General features: G+C 61.5%; 14 protein-coding genes and 1 rRNA gene. 11 read left to right on the forward strand and 4 right to left on the reverse strand.

Annotated features, from left to right (window positions below; genetic code table 11):
• Positions 1-1,129: ribosomal RNA gene (locus KVP70_RS02895) — 16S ribosomal RNA — on the reverse strand; the annotation flags it as partial.
• Between the two features lie 570 nt (positions 1,130-1,699).
• Here KVP70_RS02895 and KVP70_RS02900 point away from each other — a divergent pair.
• The 3 genes from KVP70_RS02900 (at position 1,700) to KVP70_RS02910 (ending at position 5,173) form a co-directional block, all read left to right on the forward strand.
• On the forward strand, positions 1,700-3,061 hold the full coding sequence (locus tag KVP70_RS02900; RefSeq protein WP_217940529.1) for a sensor histidine kinase: 1,362 nt from the start codon (positions 1,700-1,702) through the stop codon (positions 3,059-3,061).
• A gap of 81 nt (positions 3,062-3,142) precedes the next feature.
• Positions 3,143-3,910 (forward strand): LytR/AlgR family response regulator transcription factor, encoded by a 768-nt coding sequence (locus KVP70_RS02905; protein ID WP_217940530.1) that lies wholly within the window; start codon positions 3,143-3,145, stop codon positions 3,908-3,910.
• Between the two features lie 99 nt (positions 3,911-4,009).
• The gene (locus tag KVP70_RS02910; RefSeq protein ID WP_217940531.1) at positions 4,010-5,173 is read left to right on the forward strand and encodes a sensor histidine kinase; all 1,164 of its coding nucleotides are present in this window, start codon (positions 4,010-4,012) and stop codon (positions 5,171-5,173) included.
• A 6-nt stretch (positions 5,174-5,179) separates the two neighbouring features.
• On the opposite strand, the gene KVP70_RS02915 is transcribed toward KVP70_RS02910, so the two are convergent.
• From KVP70_RS02915 to KVP70_RS02925, 3 genes are all read right to left on the reverse strand, one after another.
• Positions 5,180-6,271, reverse strand: coding sequence for a porin (locus KVP70_RS02915; protein WP_501039835.1), 1,092 nt, complete (start codon positions 6,269-6,271; stop codon positions 5,180-5,182).
• Positions 6,272-6,433: 162 nt separating this feature from the next.
• Positions 6,434-7,087: a class I SAM-dependent methyltransferase gene (locus KVP70_RS02920; RefSeq protein WP_217940532.1), complete on the reverse strand. Its 654-nt coding sequence runs from the start codon at positions 7,085-7,087 to the stop codon at positions 6,434-6,436.
• A gap of 15 nt (positions 7,088-7,102) precedes the next feature.
• On the reverse strand, positions 7,103-8,044 hold the full coding sequence (locus tag KVP70_RS02925) for a CysB family HTH-type transcriptional regulator (RefSeq protein WP_217940533.1): 942 nt from the start codon (positions 8,042-8,044) through the stop codon (positions 7,103-7,105).
• A 150-nt stretch (positions 8,045-8,194) separates the two neighbouring features.
• On the opposite strand from KVP70_RS02925, the gene KVP70_RS02930 reads away from it, so the two are divergent.
• The 8 genes from KVP70_RS02930 to KVP70_RS02965 are packed head-to-tail and all read left to right on the forward strand — an operon-like array spanning position 8,195 to position 15,815.
• The gene (locus tag KVP70_RS02930) at positions 8,195-9,886 is read left to right on the forward strand and encodes a nitrite/sulfite reductase (RefSeq protein WP_217940534.1); all 1,692 of its coding nucleotides are present in this window, start codon (positions 8,195-8,197) and stop codon (positions 9,884-9,886) included.
• Complete coding sequence (locus KVP70_RS02935) at positions 9,879-10,466, forward strand: DUF934 domain-containing protein (RefSeq protein WP_217940535.1); 588 nt, start codon at positions 9,879-9,881, stop codon at positions 10,464-10,466. Before KVP70_RS02930 ends, KVP70_RS02935 begins: the two co-directional genes overlap by 8 nt.
• 11 nt (positions 10,467-10,477) lie before the next feature.
• Positions 10,478-11,197 carry a phosphoadenylyl-sulfate reductase gene (locus KVP70_RS02940; RefSeq protein ID WP_217940536.1) on the forward strand — a complete coding sequence of 240 codons (720 nt, stop codon included), beginning with the start codon at positions 10,478-10,480 and terminating at the stop codon, positions 11,195-11,197.
• Between the two features lie 30 nt (positions 11,198-11,227).
• A complete protein-coding gene (gene cysD, locus KVP70_RS02945) occupies positions 11,228-12,160 on the forward strand; it encodes a sulfate adenylyltransferase subunit CysD (protein WP_026335191.1) in 933 nt (310 codons plus the stop codon).
• Complete coding sequence (locus KVP70_RS02950; protein WP_217940537.1) at positions 12,160-13,491, forward strand: sulfate adenylyltransferase subunit 1; 1,332 nt, start codon at positions 12,160-12,162, stop codon at positions 13,489-13,491. The genes cysD and KVP70_RS02950 overlap by 1 nt, the downstream gene beginning before the upstream one ends.
• Before the next feature lie 12 nt (positions 13,492-13,503).
• Entirely contained in the window at positions 13,504-14,265 is a 762-nt protein-coding gene (gene cobA / locus KVP70_RS02955) for a uroporphyrinogen-III C-methyltransferase (protein ID WP_217940538.1), read from the forward strand.
• Positions 14,266-14,304: 39 nt separating this feature from the next.
• Positions 14,305-15,042, forward strand: a complete 738-nt coding sequence (locus KVP70_RS02960) for a hypothetical protein (RefSeq protein WP_217940539.1) — start codon at positions 14,305-14,307, stop codon at positions 15,040-15,042.
• Positions 15,042-15,815, forward strand: a complete 774-nt coding sequence (locus tag KVP70_RS02965; RefSeq protein WP_217940540.1) for a glutaminyl-peptide cyclotransferase — start codon at positions 15,042-15,044, stop codon at positions 15,813-15,815. The genes KVP70_RS02960 and KVP70_RS02965 overlap by 1 nt, the downstream gene beginning before the upstream one ends.
• Positions 15,816-15,821 lie beyond the last annotated feature (6 nt).

Genomic DNA, 15,821 nt, shown 5'->3' on the forward strand with positions numbered 1-15,821 from the left:
CTTTCGTAGCAACTAATGACAAGGGTTGCGCTCGTTGCGGGACTTAACCCAACATCTCACGACACGAGCTGACGACAGCCATGCAGCACCTGTGTACTGGTTCTCTTTCGAGCACTCCCCAATCTCTCAGGGATTCCAGCCATGTCAAGGGTAGGTAAGGTTTTTCGCGTTGCATCGAATTAATCCACATCATCCACCGCTTGTGCGGGTCCCCGTCAATTCCTTTGAGTTTTAATCTTGCGACCGTACTCCCCAGGCGGTCTACTTCACGCGTTAGCTGCGTTACCAAGTCAATTAAGACCCGACAACTAGTAGACATCGTTTAGGGCGTGGACTACCAGGGTATCTAATCCTGTTTGCTCCCCACGCTTTCGTGCATGAGCGTCAGTTTTGACCCAGGGGGCTGCCTTCGCCATCGGTGTTCCTCCACATATCTACGCATTTCACTGCTACACGTGGAATTCTACCCCCCTCTGCCAAACTCTAGCCTTGCAGTCTTCATCGCCATTCCCAGGTTGAGCCCGGGGATTTCACGACAAACTTACAAAACCGCCTGCGCACGCTTTACGCCCAGTAATTCCGATTAACGCTTGCACCCTACGTATTACCGCGGCTGCTGGCACGTAGTTAGCCGGTGCTTATTCTTCAGGTACCGTCATTAGCCCACTGTATTAGAACAGGCCGTTTCTTCCCTGACAAAAGAGCTTTACAACCCGAAGGCCTTCTTCACTCACGCGGCATTGCTGGATCAGGCTTGCGCCCATTGTCCAAAATTCCCCACTGCTGCCTCCCGTAGGAGTCTGGACCGTGTCTCAGTTCCAGTGTGGCTGGTCGTCCTCTCAGACCAGCTACTGATCGATGCCTTGGTAGGCTTTTACCCTACCAACTAGCTAATCAGATATCGGCCGCTCCAGGAGCATGAGGTCTTGCGATCCCCCACTTTCATCCTTAGATCGTATGCGGTATTAGCGTAACTTTCGCTACGTTATCCCCCACTCCAGGGTACGTTCCGATATATTACTCACCCGTTCGCCACTCGCCGCCAGGTTGCCCCGCGCTGCCGTTCGACTTGCATGTGTAAGGCATGCCGCCAGCGTTCAATCTGAGCCAGGATCAAACTCTTCAGTTTAATCTCTGTTTATTTGGCATTTCTGCCACCGTCATTGCTGACGGGTCGCTCACTCAAAATACTGACAGGCCACTACTTGCGTAGCGCCTATTTCATTACTTCTTGTGAACATTTGATATTTTAAGTATCAGCAGGACTAGCCTGCTGTGCACCTTCATCAAACGCCCACACTTATCGACTGTAAATTTTTAAAGAACTTATTCGGTACTGCTTGCTACGGAGCGTTGTGTCCGCCAGCGAAGAAGAAAGAGTATGAAGCGTTTAGATCGCCCCTCTACTTTTCCCGACTCCCCGCTGTTCTTTGCATTTGCATGCACCGTTTTGCGGGGAGACGAACTATAGCAAACAAGAACAGATTCCGCAAGTGCCGGCACACGCCTCTTCCCATCTCTTCGCCTCTCATCCCCGTTTTTCTGCAGACTGTCGCATGCCGTTGGCTCCCATGCCTGCTATCCCTTACAGTTGCATCGTCCCAATAGCATTGTCATACAAAGCAATATGGGAGCTGGACAGTTGACCGTTAGGCTACACTTGCCGCGTACATGACAATACATAGAACGAAAGCCTCACATGTTTCCGATGCCTAAAACGCAAGACACCCTGAAAACCGCCGGCGCCTGGCTGCACCGCGGCTTTGACTCGACCGCCACATGGGTCACTCAGCTGTCGTGGTGGAAGTTCCTGGTCTTCGCGGTGTTGACACTGATCGCCGGCTCCATCCTGCAGGACGAGCTGTTCTCGTCCAGCCCGGACGAAGAAGTCGTGATCAAGAACGACAAGCATCCCAAGCGCAAAAACGGCGACACCAATATCCTGATCGACGACAGCGGCATCCATTTCAACCCGCGCGGCAAGATCCGCAACAAGGATGCCGACAAGACCGATAAGAGCGACTCATCCGATTCCAGCAGCGACGACAACAAGGGAGTTCCCGTCGCGCCGCCGGCAGAGCCAGCGCAACCGGCACAACCGGCAGAGCCGGCTCAGCCCGCCGAACCAGCCGCGCCCGCTGGCAAAGCGGATAAGCACGGCAAACCGTCAGCGGCATCCGTCCCCGCCCTCCCCACCCTGCCGGGCGAAGAAGTCCATATCGACCTGCCGCCGCAAATCGGCGAAGAACTGTCGAACGCGATTGAAGAGGCCGTCGACGACGCCGCCGAACAAAAAGTCACCCGCTACCACCGCCAGGCCTCGACCTGGTTCAAGAGCTTCGTCTCGCTGCTGGTGCTCGCGCTGTTCGGCACCAAGGCCCTGATGGGCGGCAAAAAGCGCGCCGAAGCCGAGACCCTGACCGCCAATGCCGCCGTCGAACGCGAATCCATGCAGCGCCAGCTCAGCGAGGCGAAGATGCAGATGATGCAGGCCCAGGTCGAACCGCACTTCCTGTTCAACACCCTGGCCTCGGTCGAGCACCTGATCGAAACCGACCCGCCGCGCGCCTCCGCCATGCAGCGCAGCCTGATCAAATACCTGCGCGCGGTGTTGCCGCAAATGCGAGACAACGCCCTGATCACCAACCTGGGCCGTGAAGCCGACATGGTGCTGGCCTACCTGAACCTGCTGAAGATGCGCATGGAAGAACGCCTGACCGTGGACTTCGACATCCCCGACGGCCTGCGCACCGCCGCCTTCCCGCCGATGATGTTGCAATCGATGGTGGAAAACGCTATCAAGCACGGCCTGGAAGCCAAACCCGAAGGCGGCACACTCAAAGTACGCGCCGACGTGGCCCACAACAAGCTGCGCGTGATCGTCTCCGACGACGGCCTCGGCTTCGGCGCCGTGCCCAGCGACGGCACCGGCCTGGGCCTGATGACCATCCGCGAACGCCTGAAACTGCTGCATGGCGACCAAGGCCAGCTGCTGATCGCCGCCAACAGCCCAAGCGGCGTGATCGCCACGATCGAAGTCCCGTACCAGCTATCCAAATAAGAACGATTGATTATTACGACGATTCGTTGAATAATCCCTTGAATAACTAACTAAATAATTAACACACCACACCCTACCACGATGCCTACTGCGATTATTGCCGACGACGAACGTTTGATGCGCGACCAACTGCGCATGCGCCTGGGCCAGGTCTGGCCCGAGCTGGAAATTATTGGCGAAGCCAAGAATGGCGACGAAGCGATCGAACTGGTCGACCAGCTCAAGCCGGACTTCACCTTCCTCGATATCCGCATGCCCGGCAAGACCGGCATGGAAGCCGCTTCAGTGATCGGCAACAAGAGCCACATCGTGTTCGTGACCGCCTACGACGCCTACGCGGTGGAAGCCTTCGAGCGCGGCGCGGTCGACTACGTGCTCAAACCGCCCGAGCAGGAACGCCTGCAAATCACGGTCGACCGCCTCAAGACCCGCATGAGCAAACCAACCGCGGCGGCCGACGTCAACGCCAGCGTGACGGCGATGCTGTCGCAACTGGCGGAAAAGATCGCAACGCCGAAACCCGCCTACCTGCAATGGATACAGGCCAGCATCGGCCAGGACCTGCGCATGATCCCGGTCGAGGAAATCCTGTTCTTCCGCTCCGACGAAAAATACACCTGCGTGCAGACCGAGCGCTACGAAGCACTGATCCGCAAGCCGGTGCGCGACTTGGCCGAGGAGCTCGATCCCGCGCTGTTCTGGCAGATCCACCGCGCCACGCTGGTCAACGTCAACGCCATCGAAGGCGTGACGCGCGACATCCGCGGCCGCCACCTCGTCATGATCAAGGGCAAGCCGGACAAGCTGGAAGTGAGCCGCAGCTTCCTGCACCTGTTCAAACAGATGTAATCCCGCCCCGGACGCCGAGCGCGTCTGAGGCATATCAACCCCCTGCCCTGCGCATACTTTAGTGTGTACCCACGCGGCCCCCGCCGCATGGGGAAGCGCATGGCCCGTATCCGATCACTGCTATTGCTCAGCGGCGCCGTCGCGCTGGCCAGCCGCCTGTCCTGGCGCATGGGCTGGCAATGCGCGCGCTCGGCCGCCGCGCACAAACGCAGCCGCGGCATCATCCAGCATGCCAGCGACGCCATCATTTCCACCGACGAACACCAGACCATCCTGCAAGCCAACCCCTCGGCCGCCACCATGTTCGGCACCACGGTGCAGACCATGGAGGGCTCGCCCTTGCAGCAATTCATCCCGCGCGACCAACGCCTGAGCAACGAGCCGGCCGGCACCCGCTACTTCGGCAACACCGGCATCCGCCTGCGCATGAAGGGCCGGCGCGCCAGCGACTACGCCGTAACCGGCCTGAAAGCCAGCGGCCAGTACTTCCCGCTCGAAGGGTCGATCTCGTCGCTGGCGGAGAACGGCCACCGCATCTACACCATCATCCTGCGCGACATTACCGAACGCAAGCAGGTGCAGGAACAACTGGAACAGTCGTATTCGCAATTGCGCGAACTGTCGGCCGCGCTGCAAACGATACGGGAGGAGGAACGCAAGCACATCGCGCGCGAGCTGCACGACGACCTCGGCCAACTGCTGGCGACGCTGCGCGTGGACCTGGCGCTGCTGCAGCAACAGCACAGCAACGATGTGGCCGCCCGCAAGCTGCAGGCAGGCATGGATGAGCTGCTGATGTCGGCGATCACCTCGCTGCGGCGCATCGCCAGCAATCTGCGTCCGCGCGCGCTCGATGAGGGAGGCTTGTATTTTGCGCTGGAGAGCTTGCGCCAGGAATTCGTCGCGCGCTACGGCATCGCCTGCACGCTGGACGCGAATGAAGAGGATTTGATACTGGACGACGCCTACAGCACCGCCATCTTCCGCATTGCGCAGGAAGCGCTGACCAACATCACCCGCCACGCCGAAGCGCGCAAGGTCTTGCTGTCGCTGTACCGCACCGACGGTCTGCTGCAAATCACCATCCATGACGACGGCCGCGGCATTGCCGAAAAGGACATGGACAAAGCGTCGTCCTTCGGCCTGATCGGGATGCGCGAACGCGTCTGGGCACTGCATGGCGACATCGCCATCGTCAGCGACGGCGGCACCCGGATCATGATCCGGCTGCCGCTGCCGCCGCCTCAGGAAAACGCCGCCTGATCCTGCTTAGAACGCGTGGCGCATGCCGACGTTGAAGGCCTTGTCGCCGCTACCAGCTTCGTTGTTGTTGCCAACGGTGTAGCCGGCGCCGTTCTTGTTCTTGATCTTGGCGTAGGCGACATACACGCCGGTACGCTTCGACAGCGAGTGCAGGTAACCCAGCGCCCACTGGTCGGCGTCCTGGTTGTTGACGGTCTTGTCGTTCTTGCGGATGTACGACGCCATGATGGTGCCGCTAGGAGCGACTGGCACTTGCACGCCGATCAGCAGGTCGTTGCTGTCCAGGCTGGCCTTAGGCGCCACGGTGTAGCCGTAGGCGTTGGCCGATGGCAGGGCCGCGCTGTTCACGCCCTTGTCCGCGCCGTAGGCGAAGAAGGCTTTGGCAACCACGAAATCGTAGTTGATCGCGAACAGGGTGTTGCGGCCGCTGTCTTGCAGCTTGGCCGGGGTGGCGCCGACGGCGGCGGTGTCGTTGTTGCGGTTGTTGTACACCAGGCGCGCGTTCAGCGGGCCGTTGGCGAAGTTCAGGCCGAAACCGAACTGACGGCCGGCGGTCGAGCTGCCAGCCTGCTCGCCCAGCGAGTACAGGCCATCGGCGCTGAAGCCTTCCATCACCGGGGTCGAGTAGACCAGGGCGTTGCTGGTGCGGGTGTTCGCGCCGGCTGCCGGGAACAAGTTCTTGATGCTGCCAGCGTAACCGGCGCCGAATGGGTCGGCAACCTGGCTCATGGCGTTGTACAGCATGGTGTATTGGCGACCGATGGTCAGGGTGCCGGCTTCCTTGCTTTTCAGGCCGATGAAGGACTGGCGGTTGAACAGGGCGCTGTTGGCGTTGTCCAGTGCGCCGTCATCCACTTTCACGCCGGTTTCCAGGGTGAAGATGGCCGACAGGCCGTTGCCCAGGTCTTCGGTACCGCGGAAGCCCAGACGCGACTGGCCACCGATACCGCTGGTGACTTTGGTCACGCTGCCTGCCGCGCCGCCGCGCTCGCTGACCAGGCCGGCATCAACCAGGCCATAGATCGTGACATTCGATTGAGCTTGGGCTTGCGCTGCGAAACCGCCGATGATCATTGCTACCAGAGTAAGTTTTTTCACTTGATGTTCTCTACTTAAGGTTGGAAGAAGTAACTGCATGTAATCAATCTACGGGGCGTATCATGCCTATCAATTACTTCAACAATGTGACATCAACCATCTGTTGTAAATCGGCATCAATATAAAAAAAGCCGCGAAACGCGGCTTTTGGGGAGGTTGCTTTTATTTCAAGCGACAGTTGAGCAGGTAGTAGTACTCCAAGCGCTCGATGCGGATCTGCCGCGCCGACGTCGCGAAACGCTTGCGCAGCGTGCTGTCGGTCAGGTAGTTCTTCATCACTTCGTAGCGCTGCTCGTCGTCTGCGGTCAGGATCTGGAAAGTATTGCCTTCCAGATCGGTACGGGCGAACACCATGCTGTCGCCATCGACATAGGTCTCGTCCAGCAGCACCAGCAGCACGTCCTTGCCCAGCTTGGCGCGCAGGGTCTTCAGGTATTTCTCCTGGTCTTCGCGCTTGACGTGGGTCCACAGGCCGGCCGCGAACACCGCTGTGTACTTGCCTTCCAGCCCATCCGGCAGGTTGAAGGCGTCCATCACGCCGAAGGTCACCACATCCTCGTCGAGGCCGCGGGTTTCGGCCAGCGCGATCATTTCCGGCACCAGGTCGGTGGCGTGCACCGATTCCGCCACTTCGGCGATCAGGTCGGTCCAGTAGGCGGTGCCGCAGGCCAGTTCCAGCACCTTGTGGCCCTGGAACAGCTCGGCGACCATTTCCTGCAGGTCATCCAGATCGTCGAAGCGCTCTTCCCGCGCGTAGATCTGGTCGTAGTTATCGGCGTTGACGGCATAAAATTGTGCCAACTGGTTGGTAATCATGTCTTACTTTCTAATTTACAGTTCGTAGTGTTCTTTTGCACCGCTCATGGCCTGCTCGATCAATTTACGGTTGAGCGTAGGCGCCAGCAGTTCGATAAAGGTGTAGATATAGCTGCGCAGATAGGCCCCCTGCTTGACCGCCACCCGCGACACATTCATGCCGAACAGGTGGCCCGCAGGAATGGCGCGCAGCGATTTGTCGCGCTCGGCGTCAAAGGCCATGCCCGCTATGATACCAATCCCCATGCCCAACTCCACATAAGTCTTGATCACGTCGGCGTCTATGGCTTCCAGCAACACGTCCAGCTTCAGCCCGCGCAGGGAGAAGGCATGGTCGATCTTGCTGCGGCCGGCAAAGGCGCCATCGTAAGTGATAATCGGGAAAGCGGCAATTTCTTCCAGCGTAATCTGCTTAGATTTCAGCAATGGATGGTCCGGCGCCACCACCACCACGTGTTCCCATTGGTAACATGGCAAAGTTATCAAACCGGTCACGCCGGCGATCGATTCGGTGGCGATGGCCAGGTCGGCCTGGTCGCGCTGGACCATTTCGGCGATCTGCTGCGGATTGCCTTGCAACAAAGACAATCGCACCTTGGGAAACTTCAGCATGAAGGCCTGCACCACTTTCGGCAGCGTGTAGCGGGCCTGCGTGTGTGTGGTGGCGATGGTAAAACTGCCACTGTCCTGGGCCGCATATTCCTTGCCGATGCGCTTGAGGCTGTCAATTTCCTGCATAATTAACTCCACCGATTCCAGCACCAGCCGCCCGGGCTCGGTCAGGCCACGGATACGCTTGCCGTGCCGGGTGAAGATATCGACGCCCAGCTCCTCCTCCAGCTCGATGATCGCCTTGGACACGCCCGGCTGCGACGTAAACAGCGCCTTGGCGGCATCGGTCAGGTTGTAGTTCTGGCGTACAGCTTCGCGCACGAAGCGCAGTTGGTGAAGGTTCATTGCAGGTCCAGGCCCATCAAAAATTATTAAGCTTGCTTATACCCGATACGTATATAAGCAAATAAAGACTAAGTCGTATGGAATAAAGACGAAGTTTATTACTATTAGCGCTAGTTTGGGGGTTCTAGCAAGCGACTATCTAGGAAGAATATGTATCAATACGACCAATATGACCATCTCATCGTCCGCGAACGCATCGCCCAATACCGGGATCAAGTGCGCCGTCGCCTGTCCGATGAGCTGACCGAAGCCGAATTCCTGCCGCTGCGCCTGCAAAATGGCCTGTATATGCAGCGTCACGCCTACATGCTGCGCATCGCCGTCCCGTACGGCTTGCTGGCATCGAAGCAAATGCGCATGTTCGCGCACATCGCCCGCAAGTACGACCGCGGCTATGGCCACTTCACCACCCGCCAGAACATCCAGTTCAACTGGATCGAGCTGGAACAGACCCCGGACATCCTGGCCGACCTGGCCTCGGTGGAGATGCACGCCATCCAGACCTCGGGCAACTGCATCCGCAACACCACCTCCGATCCCTACGCCGGCGTCGCCGCCGACGAGATCATCGATCCGCGTCCATACGCCGAGGTGCTGCGCCAGTGGTCGACCTTCCACCCTGAATTCATCGCCCTCCCGCGCAAGTTCAAGGTCGCCATCAACGGCGCCGTCGAAGACCGCGCCGCCATCGCGGTGCACGACATCGGCCTGACCGTGGTGCGCAACGACGCCGGCGAGATCGGCTTCAAGTTCATGGCCGGCGGCGGCATGGGCCGCACCCCCATCCTGGGCAGCGTGATCCGCGACTTCCTGCCGTGGCAGCACCTGCTGACCTACACCGAAGCCGTGATGCGCGTGTATAACCAGTACGGCCGCCGCGACAACAAGTACAAGGCCCGCATCAAGATCCTGCTGAAGGCCATCGGCGTCGAAGAGTTCACCCGCCAGGTCGAAGCCGAGTGGACCGACCTGAAAGACGGCCCGGAAACGCTGACCGTCGAAGAGATGCAGCGCGTGATCGACTACTTCCAGCCGCCGGCCTACAAGCAGCTCGACGACAGCGACGTGGTGGCCGCCCACGCAGGCAACAAGGCCTTCGCCAACTGGGTCAACCGCAACGTCAAGCCGCACAAGCAGCCCGGTTACGCCGCCGTGGTGCTGTCGCTGAAGAAGACCGGCGTGCCGCCGGGCGACGCCACCGCCGAGCAGATCGACTTCATGGCCGACCTGTCGGACCGCTACAGCTTCGGCGAACTGCGCGTCACGCACGAGCAGAACATCGTGCTGGCCGACGTCGAGCAATCGCAGTTGTTCACGCTGTGGGAACAGGTCAAGGCCAAGGGCCTGGCGACGCCTAACATCGGCCTGCTGACCGACATGATCTGCTGCCCTGGCGGCGACTTCTGCTCGCTGGCCAACGCCAAGTCGCTGCCGATCGCCGCCGCCATCGCGGAGCGCTTCGACAATATCGACTTCCAGCACGACATCGGCGAGATCGAACTGAATATCTCCGGCTGCATCAACGCCTGCGGCCACCACCACGTCGGCAGCATCGGCGTGCTGGGCGTCGACAAGGACGGCAGCGAATGGTACCAGGTGTCGATCGGCGGCTCGCAGGGCAACAACGCCGCCATCGGCAAGATCATCGGACCGTCGTTCTCCGCGCTGCAAATGCCGGAAGTGATAGGCCGCCTGCTGCAAGTGTATGTGCGCGACCGCTACGAAGACGAATCGTTCGCCGACTGCGCGCAGCGCCTGGGCGTCGCGCCGTTCAAGGAATTTGTGTACGCCACGCCGATCGCCGAAGCCGGTCGCCTGGTTGGAGAGGATGAATATGTCTGAAGCCGTGAAAAACCTGATCATCAAGGGCCGTGAAGTCGTCGAGGACGACTGGCAGGTGCTGCGCCTGGCCGAGCCGGTCGACGGCGCGCCCAAGCACGACCCGGCCACCGTCGCCGTCCCGGCGGGTAAATTCATCGTGCCGCTGAGCCTCTGGCTGGTGCAGCGCGAACTGCTGTCGGCGCGCGCCGCCGCCGGCGAGATCGGCGTCTGGATCGCCAGCGACGAACGCCCGGAAACGCTGAAGGACGACCTGTCCAAAGTCGCGCTGGTCGCCGTCGACTTCCCTAAATTCACCGATGGCCGCGGCTACTCGATCGCCTACAACCTGCGCACCCGCCTGGGCTGGACCGGCGAACTGCGCGCCATCGGCGATGTGCTGCGCGACCAGCTGTTCTCGATGCAGCGCGTCGGCTTCGACGCCTACGCCACGCGCCCGGACCGCAACATCCACGACGCGCTGAAAGGCCTGTCCGATTTCTCGGAGACCTACCAGGCATCGGTGGACCAGAAGGCGCCGCTGTTCCGTCGCCACGCCCGCAACGTCGGCGTCAACCCCGGCGACGCCGGCTACGGCATCTGATCGGAGCAGCCATGAGTGAACTGAACAAGCTGATTGCCGACACCAACGCCACGCTGGCGCGCATCGTCAAGGACCACAGCCCGGCGGTCTTCGCCTCCAGCCTGGCGGCCGAAGACATGGTGCTGACCGACTTGATTCTGAAGGGCAAACTGGATATCGGCATCTTCTCGCTCGAAACCGGACGCCTGCATCCTGAAACGCTGGCCATGCTGGACCGCGTCAAGGAGCACTACGACGGCTATGAGATCGCACTGTACAAGCCGCAGACCGAAGCGGTCGACGCCTACGTCGCGCAGAACGGCCTGAACGCCTTTTACGACAGCGTCGAGATGCGCCGCGAGTGCTGCCGCATCCGCAAGGTCGAGCCGCTGGGCCGCGCCCTGTCCGGCAACAAGGCCTGGGTCACCGGCCAGCGCCGCGCGCAGTCGGCCACCCGCACCTCGCTGATGGTGGAAGAAGACGATCCGGCCCACCTCATGACCAAGTTCAATCCACTGGCCGACTGGTCGGAGGCGGACATCTGGAACTACATCCGCGACCACGGCGTGCCGTACAACGCGCTGCACGACCAGGGCTATCCATCGATCGGCTGCGCACCCTGCACGCGCGCCATCGAACCGGGTGAAGACGTCCGCGCCGGCCGCTGGTGGTGGGAGAATCCCGATTCAAAAGAGTGCGGCCTGCACATGGTCGACGGTAAACTGATACGCATTAAATCCGTGGCAGCGTAAGCGCCCCACACAAAAGAATAGGCATAGTCCATGAACGCTTTAGTTGAAAACCACGCCGCGCACGTGAATTCGCGCCACCTCGACGCTTTGGAATCGGAAGCGATCCACATCATGCGCGAAGTCGCGGCCGAATGCAGCAACCCCGCGCTGCTGTTCTCGGGCGGTAAAGACTCGGTGGTCTTGCTGCGCATCGCGGAGAAGGCTTTCCGTCCCGGCAAATTCCCGTTCCCGCTGGTGCACGTCGACACCGGTCACAACTTCGCCGAGGTGATCACCTTCCGCGACAAGCGCGTGGCCGAACTGGGCGAGCGCCTGATCGTCGGCTCGGTCGAAGAGTCGATCAAAAAAGGCACGGTGCGCCTGCGTAATCCGCTGACCGATTCGCGCAACGCCGCGCAGGCGGTCACGCTGCTGGAAACCATCGCCGAACACGGCTTCGACGCCTGCATCGGCGGCGCCCGCCGCGACGAAGAAAAGGCCCGCGCCAAGGAGCGCATCTTCTCCTTCCGCGACGAATTCGGCCAGTGGGATCCGAAGTCGCAGCGCCCAGAACTGTGGGACCTGTATAACACCCGCGTCCACCCAGGCGAGAACATGCGCGTGTTCCCGATCTCGAACTGGACCGAGCTTGATGTATGGATGTACATCGCCCGCGAAAAGCTGGAACTGCCGCCGATCTACTTCGCCCACGAACGCCAGGTCATTCCGCGCAACGGCCTGCTGGTGCCGCTGACCGACCTGACCCCGGCGCGCGAAGGCGAGACCGTCGAAACGCAGGTGGTGCGCTTCCGCACCGTCGGCGACATCTCCTGCACCTGCCCGGTGTCGTCGGATGCGGCCACGGTGGACCAGATCATCGCCGAAACCGCAGTCACGCAAATCACCGAACGCGGCGCCACCCGGATGGACGACCAGACCTCCGAGGCTTCGATGGAAAAACGTAAAAAAGCAGGATACTTCTGATGAACGCACTCACTGACAACCACGAACAAAAAACTGAACGCCGGGGCGCCGTATCGGGCCTGCTGCGCTTCATCACCGCCGGCTCCGTCGACGACGGCAAGTCCACCCTGATCGGCCGCCTGCTGTTCGACAGCAAAGGCATCTTCGCCGACCAGCTGGACGCCATGTCGCGCTCCAAGCACAAGCGCACCGTCGGCGACGCCGTCGACCTGTCGCTGCTGACCGACGGCCTGGAAGCCGAACGCGAACAAGGCATCACCATCGACGTGGCCTACCGCTACTTCGCCACGCCGAAACGCAAGTTCATCATCGCCGACACCCCGGGCCACGAGCAGTACACCCGCAACATGGTGACCGGCGCTTCGACCGCCGATGCCGTCATCATCCTGATCGACGTCTCGAAGGTGAAGCTGCATGAAGACGGCGGCGTGGACTTGCTGATCCAGACCAAGCGCCACTCGACCATCGCCCACCTGCTGCAGATCGAGCACGTGGTGGTCGCCGTCAACAAGATGGACCTGGTGAACTACGACCAGGCGATCTACGACCGCATCGTCAAGGCCTACCGCGAGTTCGCCGAAACGCTGGGCCTGAAGGACATCACGCCGATCCCGCTGTCCGCCCTGACCGGCGACAACGTCGTCAGCGCCAGCGAAAAACTGAGCTGGTACAAGGGCCCGACGCTGATCGAGCTGCTGGAATCGCTGTCGGTGTACGACGAATCGCACAACGCGCCGTTCCGCTTCCCGGTGCAGCTGGTGGCGCGCCACAACGGCCACGAAGCCAACGACTTCCGCGGCTACATGGGCCGCATCGAAGCCGGCAAGGTCTCGGTCGGCGACACGCTGGTGGTGCAGCCATCCGGCCAGACCGCGACCGTCAAGGACATCGTCACGCTGGAAGGTTCGCATCAATCGGCGGTGGTCGGTCAATCGATCACGCTGCTGCTGAACGAATACCTGGACATCTCGCGCGGCGACCTGCTGGCCGGCGCCAGCCAGCCTGCGACCCTGCTCAAGCAACTGAAGGCGGACGTCTGCTGGATGTCCGACGAGCCGCTGGACCAGCGCCGCAAGTACTGGATCAAGCACGGCACCAAGCAGACCTCGGCCAAGATCACCGGCATCGACTCGCTGTTGGACATCAACACCCAGCAGCGCCACAGCGCCGACGGCTTGAAACTGAACGATATCGCCCGCATCGGCCTGACCGTGCAGCAGCCGCTGGCGGCCGACGCCTACGCCGACATCCGCGCCACCGGCGCCTTCATCCTCATCGACGAAGTCACGCACCAGACCGTCGCGGCGGGCATGATCCGCCTCGGCGACTAAGAGGAAACGGCAATGGCAGCTCGCGGAAAAGTCTACCTGATAGGCGCCGGCCCCGGCGCCCAGGACTTGATCACCCTGCGCGGCGCGCGCCTGCTGGCGCAAGCCGACGTGGTGCTGCACGACGCCCTGGTGACCGACGAGATGCTGGAGCTGTGCCCTCGGGCCGAGAAAATCCTGGTCGGCAAGCGCTGCGGCCAGCTGTCGACCGCGCAGCAGTTCATCAACAAGCAGATGATAGACAACGCGCTCAAGTTCCCGCTGGTGGTGCGCCTCAAGGGCGGCGACCCGATGCTGTTCGGCCGCGCCGACGAGGAGCTGCGCGCGCTGGAAGAAGCGGGCATCGAGGTCGAAGTCGTCCCCGGCATCACCACCGCGCTGGCCGCGGCGGCCGCCAGCAAGCAGCCACTGACCAAGCGCGGCGTGGCGCGCAGCGTCGCCTTCTTCACCTCCTCCACCGCGCCGGAGCACGCCGAGCACGACGCAATCCCCGACACCGACACCCTGGTGCAGTACATGGGCGGCCGTGAAGCCATCGCCACAGCGGAACGCCTGCTGGCGCAGGGCCGCCATGCCGATACGCCGGTGGTCGTCATCGAAAATTGCAGCCGTCCGGACCAGCATATCCGCCGCCTGACCATCGCCTCGCTGGCGCAGGGCCTGGGCGCGGCCCACGGCCCGGTGCTGGTGATGCTGGGCGACGCGATGAAAACCCGCGCCCACCAGCACAACGACGAAGCACAACTCCCTTCAGCAGTACAGCAACTGAGCGCCTGATCCGTAATAGAATGTCCATTCATACCAAACGAGGTAGCAATGGACACTGTTCACGAAGTGCTGGAACGCGCATGGAAGGCCCACTCCGAAGGCGCCTTCGATAGCGCGCTCAATGACTACATCTGGCTGTTCGACGCCAGCGCCGCCGACGCGGAAAACGCGCCGCTGCGCCTGTCCTATGTGCTGAGCGCGTGGGCCAAGCTGGCCGAAGAACACCTGCCGGCGCGCCACGCCCTGGTCAAGCTGCGTGACCGCGACAGCCAGCGCCTGCTGGCCCAGGCCGACGGCGACACCGCCGAGGTCCTGTTCAACGACATCCGCGCCATCAACGACAAGCTGGGCGACCTGCAAAACACCTACCACCTGTTCCAGCAACTGCCACCAGCGTTGGCGCAGCAATGCGCCCGCTCCGCAATGCCGTCGATGATGGCCTGCGGCGACTACGCGCTGGCCAGCCGCCACCTGCCGCAGCCGATGCAGCACTTGACACAGGCGGCGGCCCAGCTCAACGAGCGGCGCACCGGCTTCAATGTGCTGACCACCGCCGGCATGTCCGCCCTGCTGGCCGAGGTGTACAACTATATCAACGAACTGGCGCTGGTGCTGGACTTGCTGACCGGCTGCGGCGATACTGCTGCGGCGGATGCGGCGCGCGCCCAGGCGGTGGCGCTGGTGCAGTCGCCGGAAGCGCGCGCCTGCGTCCAGGCGGAACTCGACGCCCCCGGCACGACGCTCGACGCCATGATCGAACTCGAAAACTTCTCAGCGAACGAATAGTGAAACCGAACTACGCCCAGACCCTGCTCCTGCTTGCCCTGCTGCCCGCCGCCGCCAGCGCTCCCGCCGCCATCCCGACCTACGATTTCAAGGTCGTCCACGCCTACCCGCACGACCCGCAAGCCTTCACCGAAGGCCTGCTGTACCGCGACGGCTTCCTGTACGAGAGCACCGGGCTGAATGGCAAATCGTCGATCCGCAAGGTGAACCTGGAAACCGGCAAGGTCCTGCAGAGCAAGGACATCCCGCCGCAGTATTTTGGCGAGGGCCTGACGGTATGGAAGGACACGCTGGTCGGCCTGACCTGGCAAACGCAGACCGGCTTCGTGTTCGACCTGGCCACCTTCGAGATGCGCAGCCAGTTCGCCTATCCCGGCGAAGGCTGGGGCCTGACACAGAACGGCAAGGAGTTGATCATGAGCGACGGCACCGCCACGCTGCGCTTCCTCGATCCCAGGACCTTCCTCGAAGTGCGCCGCGTGAAGGTGACGGCGGACGGCATCCCGGTCGACCAGGTCAACGAACTGGAAGTGGTGGGCGACGAGATCTTCGCCAACCTGTGGCACACCAACACCATCGCCCGCATCGACCCGGCCAACGGCAAGATCACCGGCTGGATCGACCTGGGCACGCTGTTTCCCGGCGCCGGCAAAGGCCTCAATGGCGAAAACGTCATGAACGGTATTGCTTATGACGCGGAGAAGAAGCGCCTGTTCGTCACCGGCAAGCTGTGGCCCAAGCTGTACGAGATCAAGATCGTACCCAGAAAGTAGACAGCG

It is taken from the genome of Duganella violaceipulchra (genome assembly GCF_019166075.1).
Taxonomy (GTDB): Bacteria; Pseudomonadota; Gammaproteobacteria; order Burkholderiales; family Burkholderiaceae_D; genus Rugamonas; species Rugamonas violaceipulchra.

Excerpts from the sequence above, each read along its gene's own strand:
- cysD (WP_026335191.1), top strand. The coding sequence starts at position 11,228 with ATGAACGCTTTAGTTGAAAACCACGCCGCGCACGTGAATTCGCGCCAC.
- KVP70_RS02900 (WP_217940529.1), top strand. The coding sequence starts at position 1,700 with ATGTTTCCGATGCCTAAAACGCAAGACACCCTGAAAACCGCCGGCGCC.
- KVP70_RS02940 (WP_217940536.1), top strand. The coding sequence starts at position 10,478 with ATGAGTGAACTGAACAAGCTGATTGCCGACACCAACGCCACGCTGGCG.
- cobA (WP_217940538.1), top strand. The coding sequence starts at position 13,504 with ATGGCAGCTCGCGGAAAAGTCTACCTGATAGGCGCCGGCCCCGGCGCC.
- KVP70_RS02925 (WP_217940533.1), bottom strand. The coding sequence starts at position 8,044 with ATGAACCTTCACCAACTGCGCTTCGTGCGCGAAGCTGTACGCCAGAAC.
- KVP70_RS02905 (WP_217940530.1), top strand. The coding sequence starts at position 3,143 with ATGCCTACTGCGATTATTGCCGACGACGAACGTTTGATGCGCGACCAA.
- KVP70_RS02930 (WP_217940534.1), top strand. The coding sequence starts at position 8,195 with ATGTATCAATACGACCAATATGACCATCTCATCGTCCGCGAACGCATC.
- KVP70_RS02950 (WP_217940537.1), top strand. The coding sequence starts at position 12,160 with ATGAACGCACTCACTGACAACCACGAACAAAAAACTGAACGCCGGGGC.
- KVP70_RS02935 (WP_217940535.1), top strand. The coding sequence starts at position 9,879 with ATGTCTGAAGCCGTGAAAAACCTGATCATCAAGGGCCGTGAAGTCGTC.
- KVP70_RS02910 (WP_217940531.1), top strand. The coding sequence starts at position 4,010 with ATGGCCCGTATCCGATCACTGCTATTGCTCAGCGGCGCCGTCGCGCTG.
- KVP70_RS02920 (WP_217940532.1), bottom strand. The coding sequence starts at position 7,087 with ATGATTACCAACCAGTTGGCACAATTTTATGCCGTCAACGCCGATAAC.
- KVP70_RS02960 (WP_217940539.1), top strand. The coding sequence starts at position 14,305 with ATGGACACTGTTCACGAAGTGCTGGAACGCGCATGGAAGGCCCACTCC.